Raw genomic sequence first — 21439 nt, 5'->3', positions numbered from 1 at the left:
CACGCCCACCGCGGAATATGGCGGCAGGATATGCAGGTGCTCATCGTGCGCGGGACCAAGAAGCTGCTCGACCGCGTCGGCCCGCTCAGCCTGGGTGAAGACGAGCAGCAAACCACTTTGCTGGGCCAGTGGTACGCCACAGCTGTGTTCTGGAAACCTCAGGTTGCGCTGTTCGTCAACGAATCGACGCTGGTGCCCGTGCTGATGCCGCTGGCCCCCGCAACGACCCTGCTGGCCAGATTCCCGCGGCAGGTCGCTACGGTGCTGGCCGCGCACGGAATCCCCGACACGATCATCGGCGAGGAATTGCAGCAGATGCGCGACCACCGCCTCGCCAAGACCGCCAACCGCAGCGTCGTCGGCATCATGAACGAGTTCACCTACCTCGCGGAGACCTACCGCGGTGACACGCCGCCGCCGGATCTACTCGGCCTCGCGATGCGCCTGGCGACCACACCCTGCGGACCCCTCTACAGCAAACACGTCAGTCCCGACCGTGAACTGCAGGCGTTGTTGCGCTCTGTCGCACCTCCAGCGAACTGACCCGCCGACGACGGCCACACCGCCGCGCAAGGATCGAGGCAGGACCGGATTGATCCCTCCGCGGCATGAGCCGGATGCTGGTCAGAGCCTCAACAGCGGCCGACAAGCCGCTGTCCCGTCGACCCCGTCGCGGGCCGCTTCTCCTGAATCCACCTCTCCTGGTTAAGCCGTAGGCGGTCGGATACGCCTGCGGCACTGCTTTAGGAGGGCGCGGGTGATACTGCTTGCTTACTAGTAATGATTTGCAAAGCACTCTGCGCAGTCCTCGTCGTTCGTATGAACATCCCGCGCATGTCCCGCACCCGCCGAGACGGCCCCATAGCTCGTTCCAGACGTCTCGGGATGAGTTCCAGCAATTCAACGCCATGGTGGAGAGCTGGGCAGACTGTCAATCTGACTGTCTTTACATCGGCTTTCATCTCGAGCATCCCGCACAGGAACCGTTCAGACCGTCGTCGGGAGAATCGTCGAAGTGACACGCACATCGCTTGGTTTCGGTGGCCCGTAACACGGGGTTATCAGCTAATCCTCGAGCGGTGCAGGTCGAACTGGTCGTGGCAGATATGGGTCTTTCTGTGGCCCCGCCCGTTCCAATAACGATCAGCATCTTGACCAAGCGTTTGGCATGTGGAGAACATTCGCTCAGACTGCGGTGTCGTGGTCGTTCATCGTCGCTTGCGAGGGCCACATGGATGAGTCCGCCGACTATGTCATCGTTGGGGCCGGGAGTGCCGGATGTGTGCTGGCCAGACGGCTCGCCGACACCGGGGCCCGGGTCATTCTGCTGGAAGCAGGCGGATCCGACCGGTCGAGGCTGGTGCGCAAACCCGGGCTGATCGCCGTGTTCCACAACATCCCCGAGCTGAAGAAGCGGCTGGACTGGGGCTACTACAGCAGCCCGCAGGCCGCCGCGCTGGACCGCAGAATCCCGCAGACCCGTGGGCGGGTGCTCGGCGGCTCGGGGTCGATCAACGGGATGGTGTTCGTACGCGGCCACCGCCGGAACTACGACGACTGGGCGGCCGAGGGCTGCCAGGGCTGGAGTTACGCCGACGTCCTGCCGAGCTTCAAGCGGATGGAGAACTGGGAGGACGGCGGTACCGACCTACGCGGATCCGGCGGCCCGATCCAGGTGACCCGCGCCAAGGACATCACCCCGGCCGCGCAGGCCTTCATCGAGGCCCTCGCCGACACCGCGGGCGTCACGAAGAACGACGACTACAACGGCGAGTACCAGGAAGGCGCCTCGCTCTTCCAGCAAAGCGCCCACCGCGGGCTGCGTTACAGCTCGTCGGTCGGGTACCTGGACGGCCACGGCCTGCCGAACCTCAAGATCGAGACAGGCTGCCTGGTGACTCGCGTCGTGCTCAGGGACGGCCGGGCCACCGGGGTGGACGTGATCACCAAGGAGGGGCACCGGACGATCCGGGCCACCCGGGAGGTGATACTCGCGGCCGGCACGTTCGGCTCGGCGCAACTCCTCATGCTCTCAGGCGTCGGCCCCGCCGCGCACCTGCGCGAGCACGGCATCGAGGTCGTCGCCGACCTGCCGGTCGGGGACAACCTGCACGACCACATGTTCGTCCCGATGACGTATCTCATGAAGTCGGCCCGCAACAGCGGCACCGCGCGGTACTTCGCCGCAGGGCTGATCAAGGAGACGCTGCGCGGCGGCACCACCTGGGTAAGCCGCAGCGTCTTCGAGGCCGTCGGCTTCGTCCGCAGCTCCATGGCCTCCGGCGATGTCCCCGACATCCAGATCCACGCGCTTCCATGGGGATACCCCGGCCCCAACCAGGACGCGCCCATCCGGCACAAGGTCGACCCGCGCCCGTCCCTCACCCTCCTGGCCACACTGATCTACCCCAAGAGCCGGGGCACCCTCCGGCTCTCCTCCGCCGACCCCACGGCCGCGCCGGTCATCGACCCCGCCTACCTCGCCGAGCCGGACGACCGCAGACTGCTCCTGGACGGGATGGATCTCGTCCGCGACGTGATGGCCAATAAGATCATCTCTGCCGACGTGACCGGCGAGCTCGCCCCCGGCCCCGCCTACCCGGACCGGGCCGCCCTGGCCGCCGAGGTGCCGAACCGCGCCACGACGGTGTACCACCCGGTCGGCACGTGCCGGATGGGCGTCGACGAGCGGGCGGTGGTCGATCCGGAACTTCGGGTGCGCGGCATCGAGGGCCTGCGTGTCGCCGACGCCTCGATCATGCCGTCCATCACGGGAGGCAACACCAACGCCCCCGCGATGATGATCGCCGAACACTGCGCGTCCCTCATGCTCCAGCCCTGAGTTTCGTGGGCCGCCGCATCCCAGGACCTGAAGATGATCCGCGCGTTTCGTCGAACGGGCTCGTGAGTCTGGACCGCCTTCGACGCCGAGTTACACCTCGATGGCGCGCGGAGGCGTTCGACGACATCGAGCCTGCTCTGCGGTACCGCCCACGTATGAGCGGTCAGAGCTCGATGGGGAGGTGGCGGGGTCCGCGCAGCATTGCGCTGCGCCGGTAGGGGGGCGGATCCTGCACCAGGGTCGTGGTGCCAAGGCGGGGGATCAGCGCGGCGAGCGCGATCTGGGCTTCGATACGGGCGAGCGGTCCGCCGTAGCAGAGGTGGATTCCGCTGCCGAAGCCGAGGTGCTGGTTGTCTGGCCGGGTGGGGTCGAAGCGCTCGGGGTCGCGGAACCGGTTGGGGTCACGGTTGCCTGAAGCCAGCATGAGCACCAGGGGCACGCCCTTGGGGACTGTGGTGCCCGCGACGTCGATGTTGGCGAGAGGAGTGCGCTGTCGCATGTGGACCGGGGGCTCGTAGCGCAGTAGTTCCTCAACCGCGTTGGGTAGCAGTTCGGGTTCACGGCGCAGCCGGTCCAGTTGGTCGGGATGGCGCAGGAGCGTGAGCACCCCGTTGGTGATCAGGTTGACCGTGGTCTCGTGTCCGGCGACGAGCAGTAGTACGGCGGTGGCCGCCAGCTCCTCCCGGGTGAGCAGTCCGGCCGGGTCCGGCTCGTTGACGAACGCGGAGAGCATGTCGTCACGGGGGTGGCCGCGGCGTTGCTCGGCGAGGTCAACGAGGTACCGGCCCATCTCCACCCGTGCCCGGCCGCCGACTCGCTGGCGCTCGGTGGGATCCTCGCCGGGCTTGATGTCGGCGGAATCGATGATCGTGGCGGACCACTCGCGGAAGACGGGCTCGTCCTCGCGCGGTACGCCGAGCAGTCGACAGATGACGGAGACGGGCAGCGGATAGGCGAAGTCATCGACGATGTCGACCCGGGCGCGGCCGTCGAACGCCTCGATCAGTTCCTCGGCGAGCTGGGCGATCTCGCCACGCATCGCGTCCAGACGGCCTGGGCTGTGCGGCGGCCCGAACGGCCGCATGGCCAGGCCGCGCAGCCGGTGGTGCTCGGGGTCATCGAGAATGATGAGGGAGATTTGCTCCTCTTCCTGGGGCAGGCCGCGGTACGGGGCAGCGAGGTTGCGGCGGTCCGCGCTGATGCGCGGGTCGTGCAGCAGGGCCATGATGTCGTGGTACGTGCCGATCAGGTAGCTTCCGTCCGTCTGCCGCGCCACCCCCGCCTCGCGGAGTTCCGCGTACAGCGGGTAGGGGTCGGGCCGGTTGGCGTAGTCATTGACCCGTTCCAGCAGAGTGTCGATGGCCATGCAGGGCTCCTCGTAGCTGGGAAGAGACACAAGGGGTCAGTCGGCGGGCCGTACCACGGTCAGCCGGCGGTCGGGCAGGTGACCGGTGAGCGCGACGGTGGGACCGTGGAAGAGCCCCTTGGGGTCCGGCACGTTGGAGGGGACCGGGAACGCGGCGACCAGCGGGCGACCGTCGGCCGCGCCGGGCCCAGGCGGGAAAGGAGCGGCGGTCTCGATCAGGCCCTGGTAGTACTCGAGCCACTTGGCCATGTCCACGGTGACCGCGGCGGTGATGCGGCCCCGGTAGCCGTAGACCGCAACCAGCCGGCGTTCGTCGAGCGAGCCTTGGGCGATGACTACCTGGTCGGAGAATGTGGGGACGCCCACGGACTTGATGTTGAGCCCGAACTGGCTCGACCAGAAGACCGGGACCGCGAGGTGCGGGCGCCGCGCCGGCTCCGGACTGACCATGTTGTGCGCCGCGACCTCGGCCTGCGTGACCGCGTTGCCCCAGTGCTCCAAGGAGAGCATCTGGTACTCGAACAACGGGTGCGGGAAGCGGGCGGCATCGCCCGCCACGAAGACGTCGTCGGTGACGATCCCGTACATGTTGAAAGCCCGGCACCCTGCGTCGCAGGCGACCCCGCGCGGGCCCGCGGCCAGCCCTGCTTCCGCCAGCCACTCGGTATTGCGGACCGCCCCCATGGCGACGACGCACACGTCCGCGTCGATGCGGCTGCCGTCGGACAGGTCCGCACCGGTGAACCGGCCATTCCCACGCAGCGCGGTGACCGTCACTCCGCAGCGTAGGTCCACGCCGTGTGCCCGCTGCAGACCGGCCGCCAGCATCGAGAGCGTGCCGCCGAGCGCGCCCACCAGCGGTCCGGGGCCGCGTTCGGCGAGTGTGACCTCGATGCCCCGCTCCCGGCAGGCCGAAGCGATCTCGGAGCCGGTGAAGCCCCCACCGATCACCAGCACCCGGCGCGGCCCGGCAGCCAGCCGCTTGGTCAGGCGCCCGGCGTCGTCGCGGGTGCGCAGGGTGAACACTCCGTCGAGGGCGGCCTCGTCGGCGTTGGGCCAGGGTCGCGCCCGGGTCCCGGTGGCGATCAGCAGCCGGTCGTAGGTCACCGACTCGCCGTCGGCCAGCAGCACCTGCTTCCCAACCGGGTCCAGCCCGGTGGCGCGCACCCCGAGGCGCCACTCCGCGTCGGGGTCACGGCGCATCGGCAGTGCGGCCGAGTCCGCCGCCATCCTCCCGAGCAGCACCTGTTTGGACAGCGGCGGGCGGTCGTAGGGCGGATGGGGCTCATCTCCGATCACGGTCAGTGAACCGGTGAAGCCTTCCTCCCGCAGCGTCTCGGCGGCCCGCAGCCCGGCCAGCGACGCGCCGACGATGACGATGCGGCCCTCCCGAAGATCATCGGGCACCGGCGCTCACCTCCTTACCCAGGAGGATGGCTTGGACCGGGCACGCCGTCGCGGCCTGGCGGACGCGGTCGAGCTGGTCATCGGGGACGGCCGGGTTGTATAGCAACGCCTCCTCCCCGTGCAGCTCGAACACCTCCGGCGCGAGGAACACGCACTGCGCATAGCCTTGGCAGCGAGTGAGATCTACGACGATCTGCATCCCAAGCCACCCCTCCCTCGCCTCAGCTCCCGGTTTCTTTCCAGGTTCGGGAAGGATCAGGCGCTCGCACCGCTACTCCGCCAGGGGTTTGCCCATGTCCTCACCTTGCGGATACGCCCATTGGCGCAGCCCAGACGGTTCGTTGGGCTGAACGAGTGAATGCGTGCACGCCCGGAGTGACGGGCTAATGGAGTGTTGGGGTGCCCGGGATGGCGCGAATGACGGGCGTGATCAGCACCAAGCAGGCAGGTTCCGCAGCGGGGGCGCTACCGGTCACAACCGCTGTAGGAGGGCGGTGTTACGTCCGAGCGGACTACTGTTCTGCCAGTGTTGTCGCTCGGTGATCAACCAGCCCGCCGAATCGCGGAAGCATCTCCCTCCACCACCGTCACCCCGGTTTCATCGTCCGGGTTCTTCGAGCTCGCCGGGCTGTCCGCTCGGGCCGGTAGGAGCAGGGCGGTGACGACCACACCCAAGGACAGCACCGCGCCGATGATGAAGGCCAGTCGCATGCCGTCGAGGTTGGCGAGCACCTCTGCGGCTCCCGCGGATCTCAGGACATCGGCTCGCGCGCTCATCACGGTGATCACGAGCGCGGTGCCGAAGGCCGCGGCGACTTGCTGCAGCGTGCTCAGGATGGAGCTGCCGTGGGAGTAGAGCTGCGGGGGAACCGCTCCGAGCCCGAGAGTGAATACCGGGGTAAAGGTCGCGGCCAGACTCACCATCAGCAGCGCGTGCAGACCGAGGAGTAGCCAGAACGGCATGGTCATCGTGACCTGTGTGAAGCCGGCGAGCGCGAGCGTGATTCCGATCGCGCCGGGAATGACCAGAACCCGGCCGCCGAACCGGTCGAACAGGCGACCGACGGTCGGACCGAGCAGCCCCATCGCGAGGCCGCCCGGCATCACGAGTAGTCCAGTCTCCAGGGGGCTGAGCTCGCGGACGTTCTGCAGGTACAGCGGCAGCAAAATCATCGAACCGAGCATCGCCATGAAGGCCACCGACATCAGAATCAGCGCGACCGTGTAGGTGCGGTGACGCAGGGTACGCAGGTCCATCAGCGGCACGCCGCGCCTCTGCAGCGAAAGCTGGCGGACGACGAAGACAGCGATGGAGACCAGGCCGGCCGCCACGATCGCGGCGGCAACGCTGACGTCACCGCTCTGGAACCGGCTGAGCCCGTAGACCAGGCCGCCGAAGCCGGCGGCGGCGGTCGCCACGCTCAACCAGTCGATCGCACTGAACTGGGGCTCTCCGACGTTCTTCAGCTGCTTCAGGCCGCGCCATGTGATCACCGCGGCGATGGGGAGCACCACGGCGAACAGCAGCCGCCAGGACCCGAATTGGAGGATCATCCCCGAGACCGCCGGGCCCATTGCGGGCGCGACCGAGATGGCCAGGGTGACGTTACCCATCACGCGGCCCCGGTCTGCCTCCGGCACCACCTGCATCAATGTGGTCATCAGCAGCGGCATCATCACGGCCGTCCCGGATGCCTGGATGATGCGGGCGCCCAGCAGCACCGCGAACGACGGCGCGACGGCGGCCAACGCCGTGCCGAGCATGAACAAGCCCATCGCAGTGGCGTACGCGTGACGGGTGGACACCCGCTGCAGGAACCACCCGGTGATCGGGATGACAGCGGCCATGGTCAGCATGAAAGCGGTCGAGAGCCACTGCGCGGTCTGCTCGGTGATGTGCAGAGCGCCCATCAGCCGCGGGATCGCATTGATCATGATCGTCTCGTTCAGGATGACCACGAACGTGGCGAGCACCAGCAGCCTGATCACGTCCGGGGTGCGCCCTGAAACGGCCGTCGCGGATTTGGCAGGTGAGTCAAGCTGTGGCATGGACACGGCACCTCCATCGGGGTTGCCGGGCATGACGTGGTCATGGCCGGCGTCCCAGCCTTGGGTCTCACAAGTAGGTGTGGTCATGCAAAGACTGACCGGCGCCACCGACAAAACTCATCGCCCGTGCCCAGCATCCCGGCAAGTGATGCGAAATGTCATGACGGGCGCGCACCAGTGATAACCAGGCCCGCGCCGACCGCCGGTGACAGCGCTCTGATCGCCGCAGTACATGGGTGACGAAAGTGTGATCAGCGTGCTCCGGTCCGGTCAACGCCGCGCCGCTGTGATCAGATGAAACGCCGGCGTTGATTTCCGTGGGCGTTTTCTGTGTGGCCTCACTCGGGAACCATGGGATGGCAGCCTTCAGGAGGCTTCTCGGGGGAATGCTGGGGGATTAATGCGTCATCTCATCATGTGTTGCGACGGCACCTGGAACACGCCAGAGGACGAGTCGGTCACCAATGTGCGCCGGCTGTACAACGCCCTCGCGGAGAGAGGCGAAGACGGAATCCCCCAATTGGCTTACTACCAGCCTGGGGTAGGAACTCTGCGGAACAGGCTGCTGGGAGGTGGAGTAGGGCTTGGTCTGTCCCGCAATGTCATGGACGCCTACCTCTGGCTGACTGCTCGGTACCAGCCAGGGGACCGCATCGCGCTGTTCGGCTTCAGCCGTGGGGCCTACACCGCTCGCAGTCTCGCCGGAATGATCTCCGCGTGCGGGCTGATTGACATTACGAAAACGGACGAGGCCGCGCTCTGGCCTCAGATCAATGATCTGTACAACCGCGGATACCGGCAAAGAAAGCGCGATCCCCACTGGCGTGACGGGCTCACCTTCCGCTGGGACACGGAAGATCGTGAGCATATTCCGGTGCATTTCATCGGGGTGTGGGACACCGTCGGCGCGCTCGGCATACCCGACTACATGGGCTGGTTCAATCTCCTGGACCCGCTTCGCCAACACAACTTCCACGACCTACGGCTCAATCCGCACATCAAGTACGCCCGCCACGCCGTGGCCATGGATGAGCGCCGCAGCCCGTACACACCTGCCCTGTGGTCTGAGCCGTATGCGCCAGGACAGGACGTCAAGCAGGTGTGGTTCCCCGGCAGCCACAAAGACGTTGGCGGCGGCCACCTTCAGAAGGGGCTGAGCGACGGCGCACTGCGGTGGATGATCGACGAAGCGCGCGATGCGGTCAAGATCGGCTTCCACATGACGACCGTGGAGGACCAGATCGAGCCCAATCCGCTCGACGTCATGCATGACGACGAGCGCGGCGTGGTCGGCGTGCTTGAGCCGCTGGTCGACTCGGCGCTCAAGCCGATGTTGGAGCCCATCATTCAGCCGCGGCCGCGTGCTGTGCCCCGGATCGACCCCAACGCGCCGAGCCGCCTTCTCCACAATTCGGTGTACGTGCGCTACGAGAACCCGCCCATCACCAGCGGGCCGTACCGCCCCACCCGGGTGCTCGCTCCAGGGCAGAGCAAGACGATCGAGGTGTTCGCCCACCAGTCGTGGAACGAGACAGGGCTCTACCTTGAACCCGGCGACTACCGCTTCACCGCTGAGGGCCAATGGCGGGACGCCGACATCCTGTCAGGTCCCGCCGGTACGACAGGTCTGCGTCGTTTCAACCCCTTGGTCGAGAAGGTCCGCCTCGTGGGCACGCTGCTGGGTCAAGGCCAGGACCTGTTCCGGATGGTGACCGGGAACAAGGTTGCGGATTTCATCGGTGCCCGCCGCGAAGAGGACATGCCGTGGATGTCGCTTGTCGGCGTCGTGGCCAACGATGCGATATCCGTCGACGGTGAGTTCAGGGCTCACGAGCGCATCGCCATCGGTTCCGGCACGTGCTGCCGGGTGGCGAAGAGCGGGTATTTCTACGCGTTCGCCAACGACGCATGGGGTTTCTACGGAAACAACCGAGGCGGCGTGCAACTCACCGTGACAAGGATGTCCGGCGAGGAGCCGCGAACCGTTCCCGCACGTACGAGGCGGCGAGGCGGTCAGGCAGCTGTACCCTCCGCTGAGGAGGTCGCAGGTGAAGCTTCTCGGCCCGACGCTGCGCCTACTCCAGCTCGCCGGAGGCGTCAGCCGGTCTCCGCCGAGAACGTCGTCTAGCGCAGGTCGAGGATTCGCTCGCGCAACCACCTCGTCGGCTAGGCCACTGGCTCGAGGCTGACCGATCACCACGGCCGCCTCCCCGCTTATCCCGCCAGCTGTGCTTCAGCGAGGGAGCGTACCGATACGTCTAACGTTCCGCGCTGAACGGTGAGCAGCTCACCGTTCTCCAAGGAGCGCCAGCCGGCTCCCCACCCGCTCGAGGAGATGACGACACCCTCCCGGGTAACGCGATAGCGAAGCTGGTAATAGTCCGGTTCATCCTCCATCGCCTGGGCGACCGGATCGTAGCGGCAGACGGCGATGAGCTGCTCAGGCGTTGCGATCAACGCGTTCAGGCCGCTGAACTGGAGCGAGTACGCAATGCGGTCGACCGTGTCGGCGAGCGCCTCGGCGGGGTCGGCGTCCTCGGCGCCGGCGAGCGTCGCCAGGAAGTACCGCTCGCTGTCGGTGGTTCCCAGGCGCCTCGCCTGCAGGTCTGCGGGGATGAGCGCGTCGAGCGACGAAGGTGGCCGGATCGAGCCGTTGTGCGCGAAGGCGATTGTGCCGTCCGTGAAGGGGTGCGTGTTCTCCTGCACTACGCTGAGCCCGAGCGTCGCCCATCGAAGATGGACAAGACCGAGGTCTGTGGTGTGCTCGTGCGCGTGCCGTGCGAACGCCTGGCTCTCGCGAGCTGCGTCCGGCGACTTGCGCACTTCCACGCCGTCCGCAGTCGCCCATGCGAATCCCCAACCGTCGCCGTGCTTGCACGAGAGCTCCGTGAACTCGTGAAGCTCCGCCTCACCCAGCAGTTGGGCCAACGTAGTAGGCGTCCGTGTGACGTAGCCCAGTAGCCGACACATATTTTGTTTCGTTCCTCACAGGTTGGTGCATGAGATGCCGCCGTCGAGGACGGTGAGCGGCCAGTGATCCATGAGGCCGCGTCGGAGGGCGAGGAAACACGCAAGCGCCGCTGCTTCCGCGGGTTAGCTGACGGGTTCGGGCAGGAAATGCATGGGGCGCAACCGGCTGGGGGGCGAGCGCTCCGATTCACCCCGGAAGAGGTGGGGCCCCGGCTCCACGAAGTGCGGACTCGACGACCGAGCGCTCCAGACGGGACGAGCCCCGCCCGAGACGCACGGTCCGGGCAACGAACCGGCAACGAATACGAAACGGGAGGCCATCGCCACGTGTGCCATTAGTGCGAATGGTACACAGATCACCATAATAGTGCAAATAGGACAAATATTTAGCCAGGCCAGGTACATCCGCACGCGGGAGGCGTAGGTGCGGCGGCCAGCGGCACCTGCTGCAGCGCGGCGGTGTATTCGGTGAGCAGCTGCTCGTAGCGGCCGGGCAGCGGGGTTGGCTGGGCGCCGCGCCGCTTCGGCTTCAGGTGCGCCCCGCGGCGGGGGCTAGGCTGACGGCTTCTCATACGAGAAGACGGGATGGACGAAGACGGATGACGGCCGCCGCCCTCGATGGCATCGACGACATCGACTGGGCCTCCCTCGGTCACGCGTACGGCTCGGCCGCGGACGTGCCGCAGACGTTGCGGGACGCCGTCGGCCAGGACGAGGAGCTGGCAGGGGAGGCCACCGAGCATCTGTTCGGCAGCATCTACCACCAGGGCACGCTGTATTCGGCGACCCCGTGGGCCGTGCCCTTCGTCGCCCGGCTTGCCGCCGACCCCGGCACCCCGAGGCGCGCGGGTCTGGTGTTCCTACTCGGTTCGATCGCCGCGACCGGTGACGCCGATCCACACGTGCTCGCGGACGTGAGCACGGCCCTGGCCCGGGAGACCCGGGGGTTGCTGCCGCTGCTGGACGACCCGGATGTGGAGATCCGGCACGTCGCCACCTACCTGCTCGGGAACCTTCCGCCTGAGTCCGCGGCCGAGGTCGTGCCCGCACTGCGAGCACGGCGCGGACGCGAGAGGTCGTCGCGCGTGCTGGCAGGCCTGCTGGCAGCGGCCGGCCGCCTCGACCCGTCGAACACGGCCGCGTGGCTGGCCGCGGAGCTGGAACCGGGCCGGCGGGCCGCCGTCCGGGCCGGTGCGCTGTGGGCGATCGCCGACGCCGCGCTCCCGTGGTCGGACGCGGCCACCGAGGCGGTCGTCGACTGCTGGCTGAACGGCAAGCCGCTGACGAACTGGATCTGGTCGGACGACCCCTTCAGGGACGTCGTCTCGCGAATCGGCAACGCGCCGTTCTCCGAGTTGTGCCACGCGCTTTTCGAGCGGGGAACGGCCGAAGCCGCCCGGGCGGCGATCGACGCGACCTACGAGCGGTGTGTGCGGTCGCGCTCCGCCCGCGCGGAGTCGGCGCCCCTGCTGGCCGCGGGGATCGACCACCCCGACATTCCCGTACGTGTCGCCGCCGCCACAGCGATACAGGACGTGCCCGCGGCTGCTCCGGCGGCCGCCGACGCCCTCGCGGCCTATGTCGCCGACCCGCCACCTGCGGCCGTCGAGGACGTGAAATCGAACGAGGCACGGCTGTTCGGAGCGGGCCTGGAGATCCTCATTGCCCTCGGCGATCCGCGCTGGCGCGAGCCGTTCACGACCGCGCTCACCGCGGGCCGGATCGCCCCCGACGTCCTGGGGCTGCTCATCGACACCGGCGTCGCCTGCGATCCCGACCTGCTCACGGCGGTGCGACGACGTCTGGCGGCGCTGCCTCTGGAGCGGCCGGAGCACTCAGGGGGCTACGACGCGCTGCTCGCCAGGAACCGGTGGCACAACGAGGGGAACGCCCTGACCCGGATGCTGCGCCACTGGGGTCCGGATGCGGCCGACGCGGTGCCCGAACTCATCCCGCTCATCCCGTACGACCACTGGTGGACCGTCCAGGCACTCGCCGCGATCGGCTCCGCGTCCGCGGAGGCGGTGCCCGCGCTGACCCGGGTCCGCGACGACTCGGAGGCGTCCTGGTGGCGTCGCCTCCAATGCGCCGAGGCTGTCGCCGCGGTCACCGGGGACATCGGCCAGATGAGCGCCTGCGTCGCCGAGGCCGCCGCCGGCGGAGAACCCGTGGCGGCGGCACGCGCCGCGCTGCGTCACGGACTACCCCTGGACGCTTTTCTTCCTGCGTTGCGCGATATCGCCTCCGCCGGAGGGGACGACACGTCCGCCATCCAGATCCGGATCGAGGCGGGCCGGCTGCTGCTGGACGCCGGGGAGACGCACGCGCCGCTCCGTGCCGCCGCCGACGCTCTCGACAGCGGCAGACACGTGGCGGACGCGGCCGAACTCGCCGGCCTGATCGGACCTGCCGCCGCGGATCTCGTTCCGCGGCTGCGGGACCTCCTCGACGACCGTCACCACTTCGCCGCCGCCGCGCTGGCGATCCGCCGCGTGACCGGCGAGGCCGCACCGCTCGTCGACGCCGTACGGCGGCGCCTCGCGCGGATGGGAGCCGGGAAATGGCTTGTCGAGTCGCTACGGGAACTGGGGGCTGACGCCGCCCCACTGCTGCCCGAGCTACGTGAACTGGCGCACGGAGATGCCGCGATACAAGGCACCGGCGTCTACGGTCGGCAGGCCCGCCGGGACGATGAGGAGCGCCGTCAGCTCCTTGCCGTGTTGGCCGAACTCGGGAACTGACACGGGCGCCGGGGTCGGTGCCTACCAGGCGGGGTGACCAATCCCTGACGGATACCTCGCGATCGTCCGCCAAGGCGGCTGTTTCGAGGTGCGGGGCCGGCCGTCGGCAAGGCTCAGCGGGCATATCCCGGAACGGCCTGTTGGCCAGGCGTAAGGATGAAGTCCTGGTTCACGGGTGTGGCTGGGCTGAGCAGTAGGCGTGAGGCGGCCGGCTGCCGGCCGGGGGCGCCGGCGACGACGATGGCGAACCCGTCGTGGAAGCCGGTGGCTGCGTACTCGCCGTTCTGGTCCGTATGGGTGCGGACGAGTTGGCGGCCGTGCGGGTCGGTGACCGTGATCGTCGCCGGCAGTGGTTCTCCGGCAAGACCGCTCACTCTCCCGGTCAGTATCGGTAGTTGCTCGCCGAAATGGTGCCGGTGCGGGGGGAGAGCGACCGGCTCGGGGAGCTCCACGGTGGGATCCTCCGCGGGAGGCGCGGGGACATATCCCGTCATGCCTGCCTGTGCCTCGCGCACGAGCTGTCGTAGTTGCTTGAGGTACCCGAGCACGATGAGAGCTGCGCCTGTCGCGATCCAGGCGCAGAGCACTGCGGTAGGTCGGCCCAGTTGCCGGCCGTCGAAGTAGTCGACGAGGCGAAGGGCATCGGCGGCATTGCCCATAGGCAGGAGGGGGTGGAGGAAGCGGAAAAAGCCATTGAGTAGGTCGACGGGGACGGTGCCGCCACTGGAAGGCACGCCGAGCAGGACAAACAGCGTGACGGCGGCCCCTGGGAAGAACGGGCCGAGAAAGGGCACGAACCCGTACGAGGTCAGTGACACGGCCTGCGTCAGCAGGAACAGGTACAGCAGCGCGAGCGGATGTTGCGGGATCGCATCCATCCCGTAGGCGCCCGTGAGGTAACAGGCGAGGGCAGCGACGGCGCCGCCTCCGACCATCGTGGCCACATGCGCTCGACGGCTGAAGCCCACCGCGCGCTGCATGGCGACCACCAGGAAGTAGGCGGGCAGAGTGCAGCCCATCAGAAGGTACAGCGGGCTGATGCCCAGGCTGTCTCCCGGCCTTGTCGAGACCAGCTCGTGAAAGGCGAGGGTGGCGCCGGGCTTCTGAGCTGCGGAGGTGAAGACCTCGCGAATGATCGATTCCATGGCGGCGCCGTCTGCCTTGGCGCCGTACAGCTGGGGATGGTGCGTAGCCGGCACGAATGCCGCCACCGCGTCGTGGTTCAGGACGGCCGAGCGCGCCTCGGCCGCGGAATCGACCGGCTGGAGGGTGAAGCCGCCCGGGATGGCCGTGTCGAGTTGGGACTGCAGCTGCGCCGTCGTGGCCGGTGGGGCGGCGACTGCGACTTCGATGTGGTGCGGCGTCGGGTTGTGGAAGGCCAACAGGAAGGAGAAGAGCAGCCCGGCCAGGAAGATCGCGGGGAGCCAGAGCCCCATTGCGAGTGTCCGCATGATCTCACCAGGGCGTTTCTTCTTTGCGTGCGCAGATGCCATGCTGCTCAGGCTAGCGATTCTTGCACTCGTGCAACACTGCACCCGTGCAAACATCTATGGTGAGTACGCTGGCCCTCGCCGGTTGTGAGAGGACTTGATCGACATGCAGGGCGCAGTTCCAGGACTCCGTGAACGCAAGAAGGCCGAGACTCGTGAGGCCCTGCGCGCTGCCGCGATCCGGCTCTTCCTGGAGCAGGACCCCTCGACGGTCACGGTGAACGACATCTGCGAAGCCGCCCAAGTCTCCCGCCGGACCTTCTTCAACTACTTCGAGAGCAAGGAGGCAGCACTCTTCGCCTGGGACCAGCGCCTCACCGACGAACTCGCCTCCAAGCTCACCGCGCGGCCATCGCACGAACCACCGCTCACGGCCCTGCGTCGGGCGATGGACGACACCATGCCCAGCTTCGCCGCACAGACCGGTTGGCATGCACGCAAGGAGTTGTTCAGCGCGTCTCCCGAACTGAGGACGAAGACCTTGCACGCGGTCTTCCGTCTTGAGGACAGGCTCGTCGACGTCCTCACCGACCGCATCGGATGCCCTCCGGGCAGCCTCTATCCGCGGCTGCTTGCGGCAGCAATCGGGTCGGTCTTCCGCGGGGCCTTCATAACGTGGAATCCGGAAACGGGAATCAAGGGCCTGCAAGCGCTCATCGACCAAGCGTTCGACCACCTCGCCGCCGGCCTCGTCGTCCCCGCCTCCTGACCGCTGCGCTTGCTGGACACTGGGCGTCGCCTGGAAGGACCCTGTGGTTTCAAGGCCCGAAGAGCTCTAGGCGGACGGGCTGGAGCGTCAGTCCATGGCCAGTCCGCCATTGACCGGCGCGGTGGTGCCCGTGATGAATCCGCTGTCGTCACCCGCATAGAAGGCGACGGCCCGGGCCACGTCATCAGGGGTGGCGATGCGGCCCAGTGCCGTCTGGGCCGCGTGGCGCTGCTTGAATTCCTGACCGAAGACATCGGTGATGGTGGTCTCCACCGGCCCCGGGGCCACCACGTTGACGGTGATCCCGCGAGGACCCAACTCCTGCGCGACGAAGCGGGCGAACTGGCTCAGGGCAGCCTTCGAGGTTCCCAGCGCGATCATGCCTGCACGCGGCCGCCGGCTCAACACGGTGCCGAGGTAGACGATCCGTCCGTAACCGCGCGTTGTCATGCCCGGGACGACGGCCTTCGTCATCAGGAAAGCCGCTCGCATCTCCTGTTCCAGCTTGCCGCCCAGTTCGTCCCACGTGATTTCGTCGAACGACTTGATGGCGTACGGGATCAGGGCGTTGTGGACCAGGACCTCCACCTCGCCCATGGCGCCCCGGATCTGCTCGACCATGCCGAGTACGGCGGGCTCGTCGCGCACGTCGGCCTGCGCGGCCATCGCCCGGCCGCCGGCGGACCTGATCGACGCGACCACGTCGTCCGCCTCGTCGCGGCTGCTGCGGTAGTTGACGACGACCCGCATGCCCCGGGATGCCAGCAACCGGGCCACGGCCGCGCCGATCCCCCTGCTCGCGCCCGTGACGAGGGCGACCCTGCCGCCCTGTTGAACGTTCGTCATGCCGGCCTCCGGGGAGTTTTGGACATGCCCGGCGCAGACGACCGGTCACCCGGTCCGGACGTCGCGCCGTCGGGGACCAACGTCCCGCGCCGCACCACGTCGACGCGGCCCGCTTCGACAAGGGTAGGAAACCGCAGGTCAAACGGCGGCCAAGGGCCCAGAGTGGCGGTCGGGGCTGTAACTGGCCCTGGCGTGCACCCTCAAGGACATCGATCCTTTCCCGGGAGGATGTCCCCGTTCCGCGCGGAGACACAGAAGGAGCCCCCTGCCACGAGCGTCATAGTCGACTCGGATCTTTGGCCGTATTACTCACTCTATGAGCGATTTTGCTGGAAGCACCCCCGTACATGTGCGACGGAATCCAGGGAAAACCACATAAATTGACAAAACTCGCCAGCCGATCGCACTGAGCCCTCATGGAGCTTGAAGTTCTCGTGTCGCCGCCCGTCCTGGGGATCTTGATCACAGGACTTTTCCCAGCGTCGGCAGGGTGAGATGCTGGATGTATATGCAGCAGACCGGTGCGGGCCGGGGCCGTGGCTCCGGTTCACCGCAACGTATAAAGCCGGGAGTTCCTGGCAGTCTGTGGAGCCTGGCCGTCTGCGGGGGAGCGGACGATGGTTGGCACGAAGACCCGTTTCACAGGTGAGAAGGCGCCGTGCGGGAAGACCGTGGACGGCGAGCACTACCTGGACGACGACGAACAGGGCCTGGTCATCAGGGATGAGTACTTCTCCTGCGGCTGCCGCAGGAGCCGTCACGAATATCACGACGGCAGCATCGAGGTGACAACCGTCCGGCACGACGGGAAGGTCGCCCGCGACGAGGTCGGTGCGAACCACGGCTCCTGACGGGTGAACCCGCAGCCGGGGCACGGAGCTGAAGGCGACATCCCATGAGTTGATTGCGAGGCCATGACGCTTTCGCATGACGTCCTGATCGTGGGCGGCGGTGGCGCAGGACTGCGCGCGGCGATCGCCGTCGCGGAGGACGATCCGCGGCTGACTGTGGCGATCGTCTCCAAGGTGTATCCGATGCGCAGCCACACGGTCTCGGCCGAGGGTGGTGCTGCGGCGGTCATCCGGCCCGATGACAGCCTCGACGAGCATGCCTACGACACGATCTCGGGAGGGGACTGGTTGTGCGCTCAGGACGCCGTCGAGGTCTTCGTCAAGGAGGCACCCGAGGAACTGCTCCGGCTGGAGCATTGGGGCTGCCCGTGGAGCCGCGAGCCCGACGGACGCGTGGCCGTACGACCGTTCGGCGGAATGAAGAGGATGCGCACGTGGTTCGCCGCCGACAAGACGGGCTTCCACCTGCTCCACACCCTGTTCCAGACCTCCCTCCGCTATGAACGCATCGCTCGCTACGACGAGTGGTACGTGACGAGGTTGCTCGTCGACGACGGCCGCGTGGCCGGCGTCGTCGCCGTTGAGTTGATGTCGGGCCGGATCGAGGCCATCACCGCCAAGGCGGTCATCCTGTGCACGGGCGGATGCGGCCAGATCTACCCCTTCACCACCAACGCCGCCATAAAGACCGGCGACGGCATGGGACTGGCCTATCGGGCGGGTGCCCCGCTCAAGGACATGGAGTTCGTCCAGTACCACCCGACCGGACTGCCCTTCACAGGCATCCTCATCACGGAGGCGGCCAGGGCCGAGGGCGGTTGGTTGATCAACAAGGACGGCTACCGCTACCTGCAGGACTACGACCTCGGCACACCCTCGCCCACGCCCGTACTGCGCAGCATGGAGTTGGGGCCGCGTGACCGCCTGTCGCAGGCGTTCGTCCAGGAGGTCGAGAAGGGCCGGACCGTCGACACGCCCTACGGGCCCATCGTGCACCTGGACCTGCGCCACCTCGGAGAGACGGTCATCGACGCCAGGCTTCCCTTCGTACGGGAGCTCTGCCGGAGCTACGAGAACATCGATCCGGTCCGCGAACTGATCCCGGTGCGGCCGGTCGTGCACTACATGATGGGCGGAGTCCACACCGACATTTACGGCTCCACTCCACTGGAGGGGTTGTTCGCCGCCGGCGAGGTCGCCTGCGTCAGCATCAACGGCGCGAACCGTCTCGGTTCCAATTCGCTGCCCGAACTGCTCGTGTTCGGTGCCCGTGCCGGGCGGGCCGCCGCCTCGTTCGCCTCGGGCGTGCAAGGCGCGGGCACTTCCGTACGGCCGGCCGTGCGGGCGCAGGTGGAGGACGAGCGGCGGCGGCTGGAACGCGACCTGCTCCAGCGTGACGGCGGGAAGGAACCGATCTCCGCCATCCGCGAGGAGATGCGGGCGACCATGGAGGAAGGCGCGGGGATCTACCGTTCGGGGAGCTCACTGGCCAAGGCCGCCGACAGGCTCAGCGTCCTGCAGGAGCGGTTCCGCTCCGTCCGCCTCGAGGACCGCAGCCGGACCTTCAACACCGAGCTGCTCGCCGCTCTCGAGCTGTCGTTCATGCTGGACGTGGCCGAAAGCATCGTTCACTGTGCGTTGCGGCGCGAGGAGTCGCGTGGAGCACACCAGCGCGTCGACTTCCCGGCCCGCGACGACCACAGGTTCCTCGCCAACTCGCTTGTCTACCGCGACGCCGACGGGTCACGGCGGGTGGAGTATCCGCCGGTGACGATCACCAGGTGGCCCCCGGGGGAGCGGGTGTACGGGAGGTGACGCTCATGGCGGATCGCATCATCCTGCGGGTAACCCGCTACCGGCCGGAGAGCGACACCGAGCCGACGACGCAGGAGCACGAGATACCGCTGCGCAAAGAGTGGTCGGTCCTCGACGGCCTGAACCACATCAAGGACCACCTGGACGGCACGCTCTCCTACCGCTGGTCCTGCAGGATGGGCGTCTGCGGGAGCTGCGGCATGACCGTGAACGGCGAGCCGAAGCTGACGTGTGCCACCTTCTTGGGCGACTATGCGCCCGGTCCCGTACGCGTCGAGCCGCTGTCCAACTTCCCCGTCGTGCGCGATCTCGTTGTGGACATCGGTGACTTCATGCGCAAGCTGCCGCGGGTCAAGCCCTGGCTCATCCGATCGGAGCAGGAACCTCCGGCCGCCGGAGAGTATCCCCAGTTGCCGGCGGAGCGTGAGGAGTACGAGCAGTTCAGCATGTGCATCAACTGCATGCTCTGTTACGCGGCCTGCCCCGTTTACGCGCTCGACGAGGAGTTCCTCGGCCCGGCGGCCATCGCTCTCGCCCAGCGCTACAACCTCGACTCGCGTGACCAGGGCGCCTCGGAGCGGACGGACGTCCTCTCGGCGGCCGAAGGCATCTGGGCCTGCACTTTCGTGGGCGAGTGCAGCGCGGTCTGCCCGAAGGACGTCGATCCGGCAGGTGCCATTCAGCGGTACAAGTTCACGGCGGCCATGGACTCCCTCAAGGCATTGCTTCTGCCACGGGGGGCGCGATGAAGACCGAGCACACGCCATTTCACCCTCGGTGGTACCGGCCGCGCGTACCGGTCTTCTGGTGGCTGCGACGCCGCTCATATCTGCTGTTCGTGCTCCGCGAGCTGAGTAGTGTTTTCGTGGCGTGGTTCGTGGTGTTCCTGTTGCTGCTGGTGAACGCGGTCGCTCAGGGGCCGGAGGACTACCGGCGGTTCCTGGACTGGAGCGCCACACCGGGGATGCTCCTGCTGAACGTGGTCGCGTTGTGCTTCATCCTGCTCCACGCCGTCACCTGGCTGTTCACGCTCTCGCCGCACGCGATGGTCGTACGGCTGCGCGGCAGGCGCCTGCCGCCGGCCGCGATCGGCGCGGGCAACCTTGTTGCCTGGATGCTCGCATCAGCGCTCGCGGCCTTTCTGATTTTGGGGTGAACGATGGCCAGGCGTCCGATGGAACCGTTCCTGTGGTTGCTGTTCAGCGCCGGCGGCGTGCTGTCGGCCCTGCTGATCCCAGTACTGCTGTTCCTCTTCGGCCTCGCGTTCCCGCTGGGCTGGGTGTCGCCGCCCGACCATGCGCACCTGTCCGCCGTGCTGGGCCACCCCGTCACGCGCGTCGCTCTCTTCGGCTTCTGCGTGCTGGCGCTCTTCCATTGGGCGCACCGCTTCCGCTACGCCCTGTATGACGGGCTGCAGCTCAAGCACCTCGAAAGGGCGATCAATCTGTTCTGCTACGGCGGAGCATTGGCCGGATCGGCAGTGGCCGGCTATCTCCTGCTGGCAGTCCTGTGAGATCGGCGAGTTGGATGCGTACGAGGCCTACGGTCATTTCCCAGTTATGGCCGCTGGACGAGGTACGGCCGCTGGACGAGGCCGAGAAAGCCCTCCGAAAGCGCGAACGGGAGAGCATCGCGAACCAATCCGCGTGCAGGCGATTCGATCGGCGATATCCGACGGCCTTGTGCATCGGGAGCGGATGACGGGAATCGAACCCGAGTAGCCAGTTTGGAAGGCTTCGGACAACGCCCCTGCGTGCGCGGGTTCCGCTGGACGCCGCCGTGTTCCGCCGTACCGCTCAGGGCACAGGCTCTGCGGCGCGATTCCCGTGACGCTTTCCACATTTCGCTAAGCTGCCCCCACGCGGCATGTGACGGCGTAGGAGGAGTGGGCTGGTGTTGAGGCGATTATTTCCGTTAGCGGCCATCGCCGTGCTGCTCACGGCCTGCAGCGGCGGCTCGATCGACGAATCGGGCGCCCAGTTGGCCAAGGACGGGCAGCAGGTCATGGCGTGGGAGAAGTGGGTCGAGCCGAAAATCACCAGCCCGGCGACGGAGAACGTCGCTTGCGGTGACGGGACCTTCAAGCGGGTCTTCACGGCCACCGCGACATTGAGCTCCAACAACCCCGACGCCGACGACACGCTCGACAATGCCGAACGCACCATCGGCGCGCGGTTCTCCGAAGCGGGTTACGAGACCGCGACGGGCGGCCCCGACCAGTCCGACAAGACCGACTCGCGCCAGGTGAAAGAGGTCAAACAGGAGCCCGAGATCACCTTCACCTACACGATGACCCTGCCGCAGGAGGACACCGTGGCGGTCACGGTCGAGGGCCAGACGGCCTGCGCGTGAC

Annotated in this window: 18 protein-coding genes; 11 read left to right on the top strand and 7 right to left on the bottom strand. The window is 67.5% G+C overall.

What is annotated here, in order from left to right:
- Positions 1-36 precede the first annotated feature (36 nt).
- Positions 37-543: a DUF6933 domain-containing protein gene (locus Pka01_RS15740; RefSeq protein WP_203883500.1), complete on the top strand. Its 507-nt coding sequence runs from the start codon at positions 37-39 to the stop codon at positions 541-543.
- Positions 544-1231: 688 nt separating this feature from the next.
- The gene (locus Pka01_RS15735) at positions 1232-2842 is read left to right on the top strand and encodes a GMC family oxidoreductase (RefSeq protein ID WP_203883499.1); all 1611 of its coding nucleotides are present in this window, start codon (positions 1232-1234) and stop codon (positions 2840-2842) included.
- A 163-nt stretch (positions 2843-3005) separates the two neighbouring features.
- On the opposite strand, the gene Pka01_RS15730 is transcribed toward Pka01_RS15735, so the two are convergent.
- From Pka01_RS15730 to Pka01_RS15715, 4 genes are all read right to left on the bottom strand, one after another.
- The gene (locus Pka01_RS15730; RefSeq protein WP_203883498.1) at positions 3006-4208 is read right to left on the bottom strand and encodes a cytochrome P450; all 1203 of its coding nucleotides are present in this window, start codon (positions 4206-4208) and stop codon (positions 3006-3008) included.
- Between the two features lie 36 nt (positions 4209-4244).
- Positions 4245-5615 (bottom strand): NAD(P)/FAD-dependent oxidoreductase, encoded by a 1371-nt coding sequence (locus tag Pka01_RS15725; RefSeq protein ID WP_203883497.1) that lies wholly within the window; start codon positions 5613-5615, stop codon positions 4245-4247.
- Positions 5605-5814: a ferredoxin gene (locus Pka01_RS15720; protein ID WP_203883496.1), complete on the bottom strand. Its 210-nt coding sequence runs from the start codon at positions 5812-5814 to the stop codon at positions 5605-5607. Before Pka01_RS15720 ends, Pka01_RS15725 begins: the two co-directional genes overlap by 11 nt.
- 344 nt (positions 5815-6158) lie before the next feature.
- Positions 6159-7664, bottom strand: a complete 1506-nt coding sequence (locus Pka01_RS15715; protein WP_239115020.1) for an MDR family MFS transporter — start codon at positions 7662-7664, stop codon at positions 6159-6161.
- Between the two features lie 400 nt (positions 7665-8064).
- Here Pka01_RS15715 and Pka01_RS15710 point away from each other — a divergent pair, with 400 nt between their 5' ends.
- Positions 8065-9792, top strand: coding sequence for a phospholipase effector Tle1 domain-containing protein (locus Pka01_RS15710; protein ID WP_203883495.1), 1728 nt, complete (start codon positions 8065-8067; stop codon positions 9790-9792).
- Between the two features lie 86 nt (positions 9793-9878).
- Here Pka01_RS15710 and Pka01_RS15705 read toward each other — a convergent pair whose 3' ends face one another.
- Positions 9879-10634, bottom strand: a complete 756-nt coding sequence (locus tag Pka01_RS15705) for a class II glutamine amidotransferase (protein ID WP_203883494.1) — start codon at positions 10632-10634, stop codon at positions 9879-9881.
- A 599-nt stretch (positions 10635-11233) separates the two neighbouring features.
- Between Pka01_RS15705 and Pka01_RS15700 the strand changes: the two genes are divergently transcribed.
- Positions 11234-13375: a hypothetical protein gene (locus Pka01_RS15700; RefSeq protein ID WP_203883493.1), complete on the top strand. Its 2142-nt coding sequence runs from the start codon at positions 11234-11236 to the stop codon at positions 13373-13375.
- Positions 13376-13488: 113 nt separating this feature from the next.
- Here Pka01_RS15700 and Pka01_RS15695 read toward each other — a convergent pair whose 3' ends face one another.
- Positions 13489-14868, bottom strand: coding sequence for a DUF3533 domain-containing protein (locus tag Pka01_RS15695; RefSeq protein WP_203883492.1), 1380 nt, complete (start codon positions 14866-14868; stop codon positions 13489-13491).
- A 103-nt stretch (positions 14869-14971) separates the two neighbouring features.
- Here Pka01_RS15695 and Pka01_RS15690 point away from each other — a divergent pair, with 103 nt between their 5' ends.
- Positions 14972-15574, top strand: coding sequence for a TetR/AcrR family transcriptional regulator (locus tag Pka01_RS15690; protein ID WP_203883491.1), 603 nt, complete (start codon positions 14972-14974; stop codon positions 15572-15574).
- 87 nt (positions 15575-15661) lie between these two features.
- Here Pka01_RS15690 and Pka01_RS15685 read toward each other — a convergent pair whose 3' ends face one another.
- Complete coding sequence (locus tag Pka01_RS15685; RefSeq protein WP_203883490.1) at positions 15662-16420, bottom strand: SDR family NAD(P)-dependent oxidoreductase; 759 nt, start codon at positions 16418-16420, stop codon at positions 15662-15664.
- A gap of 617 nt (positions 16421-17037) precedes the next feature.
- On the opposite strand from Pka01_RS15685, the gene Pka01_RS15680 reads away from it, so the two are divergent.
- From Pka01_RS15680 to Pka01_RS15655, 6 genes are all read left to right on the top strand, one after another.
- Positions 17038-17271 carry a hypothetical protein gene (locus Pka01_RS15680; protein ID WP_203883489.1) on the top strand — a complete coding sequence of 78 codons (234 nt, stop codon included), beginning with the start codon at positions 17038-17040 and terminating at the stop codon, positions 17269-17271.
- Between the two features lie 63 nt (positions 17272-17334).
- A complete protein-coding gene (gene frdA / locus Pka01_RS15675; protein WP_203883488.1) occupies positions 17335-19086 on the top strand; it encodes a fumarate reductase (quinol) flavoprotein subunit in 1752 nt (583 codons plus the stop codon).
- Between the two features lie 5 nt (positions 19087-19091).
- A complete protein-coding gene (locus Pka01_RS15670) occupies positions 19092-19835 on the top strand; it encodes a succinate dehydrogenase/fumarate reductase iron-sulfur subunit (protein ID WP_203883487.1) in 744 nt (247 codons plus the stop codon).
- Positions 19832-20242 (top strand): fumarate reductase subunit C, encoded by a 411-nt coding sequence (locus Pka01_RS15665; protein ID WP_203883486.1) that lies wholly within the window; start codon positions 19832-19834, stop codon positions 20240-20242. Before Pka01_RS15670 ends, Pka01_RS15665 begins: the two co-directional genes overlap by 4 nt.
- 18 nt (positions 20243-20260) lie before the next feature.
- Positions 20261-20599 carry a fumarate reductase subunit D gene (locus Pka01_RS15660; RefSeq protein WP_203883485.1) on the top strand — a complete coding sequence of 113 codons (339 nt, stop codon included), beginning with the start codon at positions 20261-20263 and terminating at the stop codon, positions 20597-20599.
- 380 nt (positions 20600-20979) lie between these two features.
- The gene (locus Pka01_RS15655; protein WP_203883484.1) at positions 20980-21438 is read left to right on the top strand and encodes a hypothetical protein; all 459 of its coding nucleotides are present in this window, start codon (positions 20980-20982) and stop codon (positions 21436-21438) included.
- Position 21439 lies beyond the last annotated feature (1 nt).

The organism is Planotetraspora kaengkrachanensis (genome assembly GCF_016862895.1).
In the GTDB taxonomy this organism is placed as follows: domain Bacteria; phylum Actinomycetota; class Actinomycetes; order Streptosporangiales; family Streptosporangiaceae; genus Planotetraspora; species Planotetraspora kaengkrachanensis.
The sequence above is the reverse complement of the archived record's forward strand: the minus strand, read 5'-3'. Positions and strand labels throughout refer to the sequence as shown.

Excerpts from the sequence above, each read along its gene's own strand:
- Pka01_RS15735 (WP_203883499.1), top strand. The coding sequence starts at position 1,232 with ATGGATGAGTCCGCCGACTATGTCATCGTTGGGGCCGGGAGTGCCGGA.
- Pka01_RS15730 (WP_203883498.1), bottom strand. The coding sequence starts at position 4,208 with ATGGCCATCGACACTCTGCTGGAACGGGTCAATGACTACGCCAACCGG.
- Pka01_RS15720 (WP_203883496.1), bottom strand. The coding sequence starts at position 5,814 with ATGCAGATCGTCGTAGATCTCACTCGCTGCCAAGGCTATGCGCAGTGC.
- Pka01_RS15715 (WP_239115020.1), bottom strand. The coding sequence starts at position 7,664 with ATGCCACAGCTTGACTCACCTGCCAAATCCGCGACGGCCGTTTCAGGG.
- Pka01_RS15710 (WP_203883495.1), top strand. The coding sequence starts at position 8,065 with ATGCGTCATCTCATCATGTGTTGCGACGGCACCTGGAACACGCCAGAG.
- Pka01_RS15705 (WP_203883494.1), bottom strand. The coding sequence starts at position 10,634 with ATGTGTCGGCTACTGGGCTACGTCACACGGACGCCTACTACGTTGGCC.
- Pka01_RS15700 (WP_203883493.1), top strand. The coding sequence starts at position 11,234 with ATGACGGCCGCCGCCCTCGATGGCATCGACGACATCGACTGGGCCTCC.
- Pka01_RS15695 (WP_203883492.1), bottom strand. The coding sequence starts at position 14,868 with ATGGCATCTGCGCACGCAAAGAAGAAACGCCCTGGTGAGATCATGCGG.
- Pka01_RS15690 (WP_203883491.1), top strand. The coding sequence starts at position 14,972 with ATGCAGGGCGCAGTTCCAGGACTCCGTGAACGCAAGAAGGCCGAGACT.
- Pka01_RS15685 (WP_203883490.1), bottom strand. The coding sequence starts at position 16,420 with ATGACGAACGTTCAACAGGGCGGCAGGGTCGCCCTCGTCACGGGCGCG.
- Pka01_RS15680 (WP_203883489.1), top strand. The coding sequence starts at position 17,038 with ATGGTTGGCACGAAGACCCGTTTCACAGGTGAGAAGGCGCCGTGCGGG.
- frdA (WP_203883488.1), top strand. The coding sequence starts at position 17,335 with ATGACGCTTTCGCATGACGTCCTGATCGTGGGCGGCGGTGGCGCAGGA.
- Pka01_RS15670 (WP_203883487.1), top strand. The coding sequence starts at position 19,092 with ATGGCGGATCGCATCATCCTGCGGGTAACCCGCTACCGGCCGGAGAGC.
- Pka01_RS15665 (WP_203883486.1), top strand. The coding sequence starts at position 19,832 with ATGAAGACCGAGCACACGCCATTTCACCCTCGGTGGTACCGGCCGCGC.
- Pka01_RS15660 (WP_203883485.1), top strand. The coding sequence starts at position 20,261 with ATGGAACCGTTCCTGTGGTTGCTGTTCAGCGCCGGCGGCGTGCTGTCG.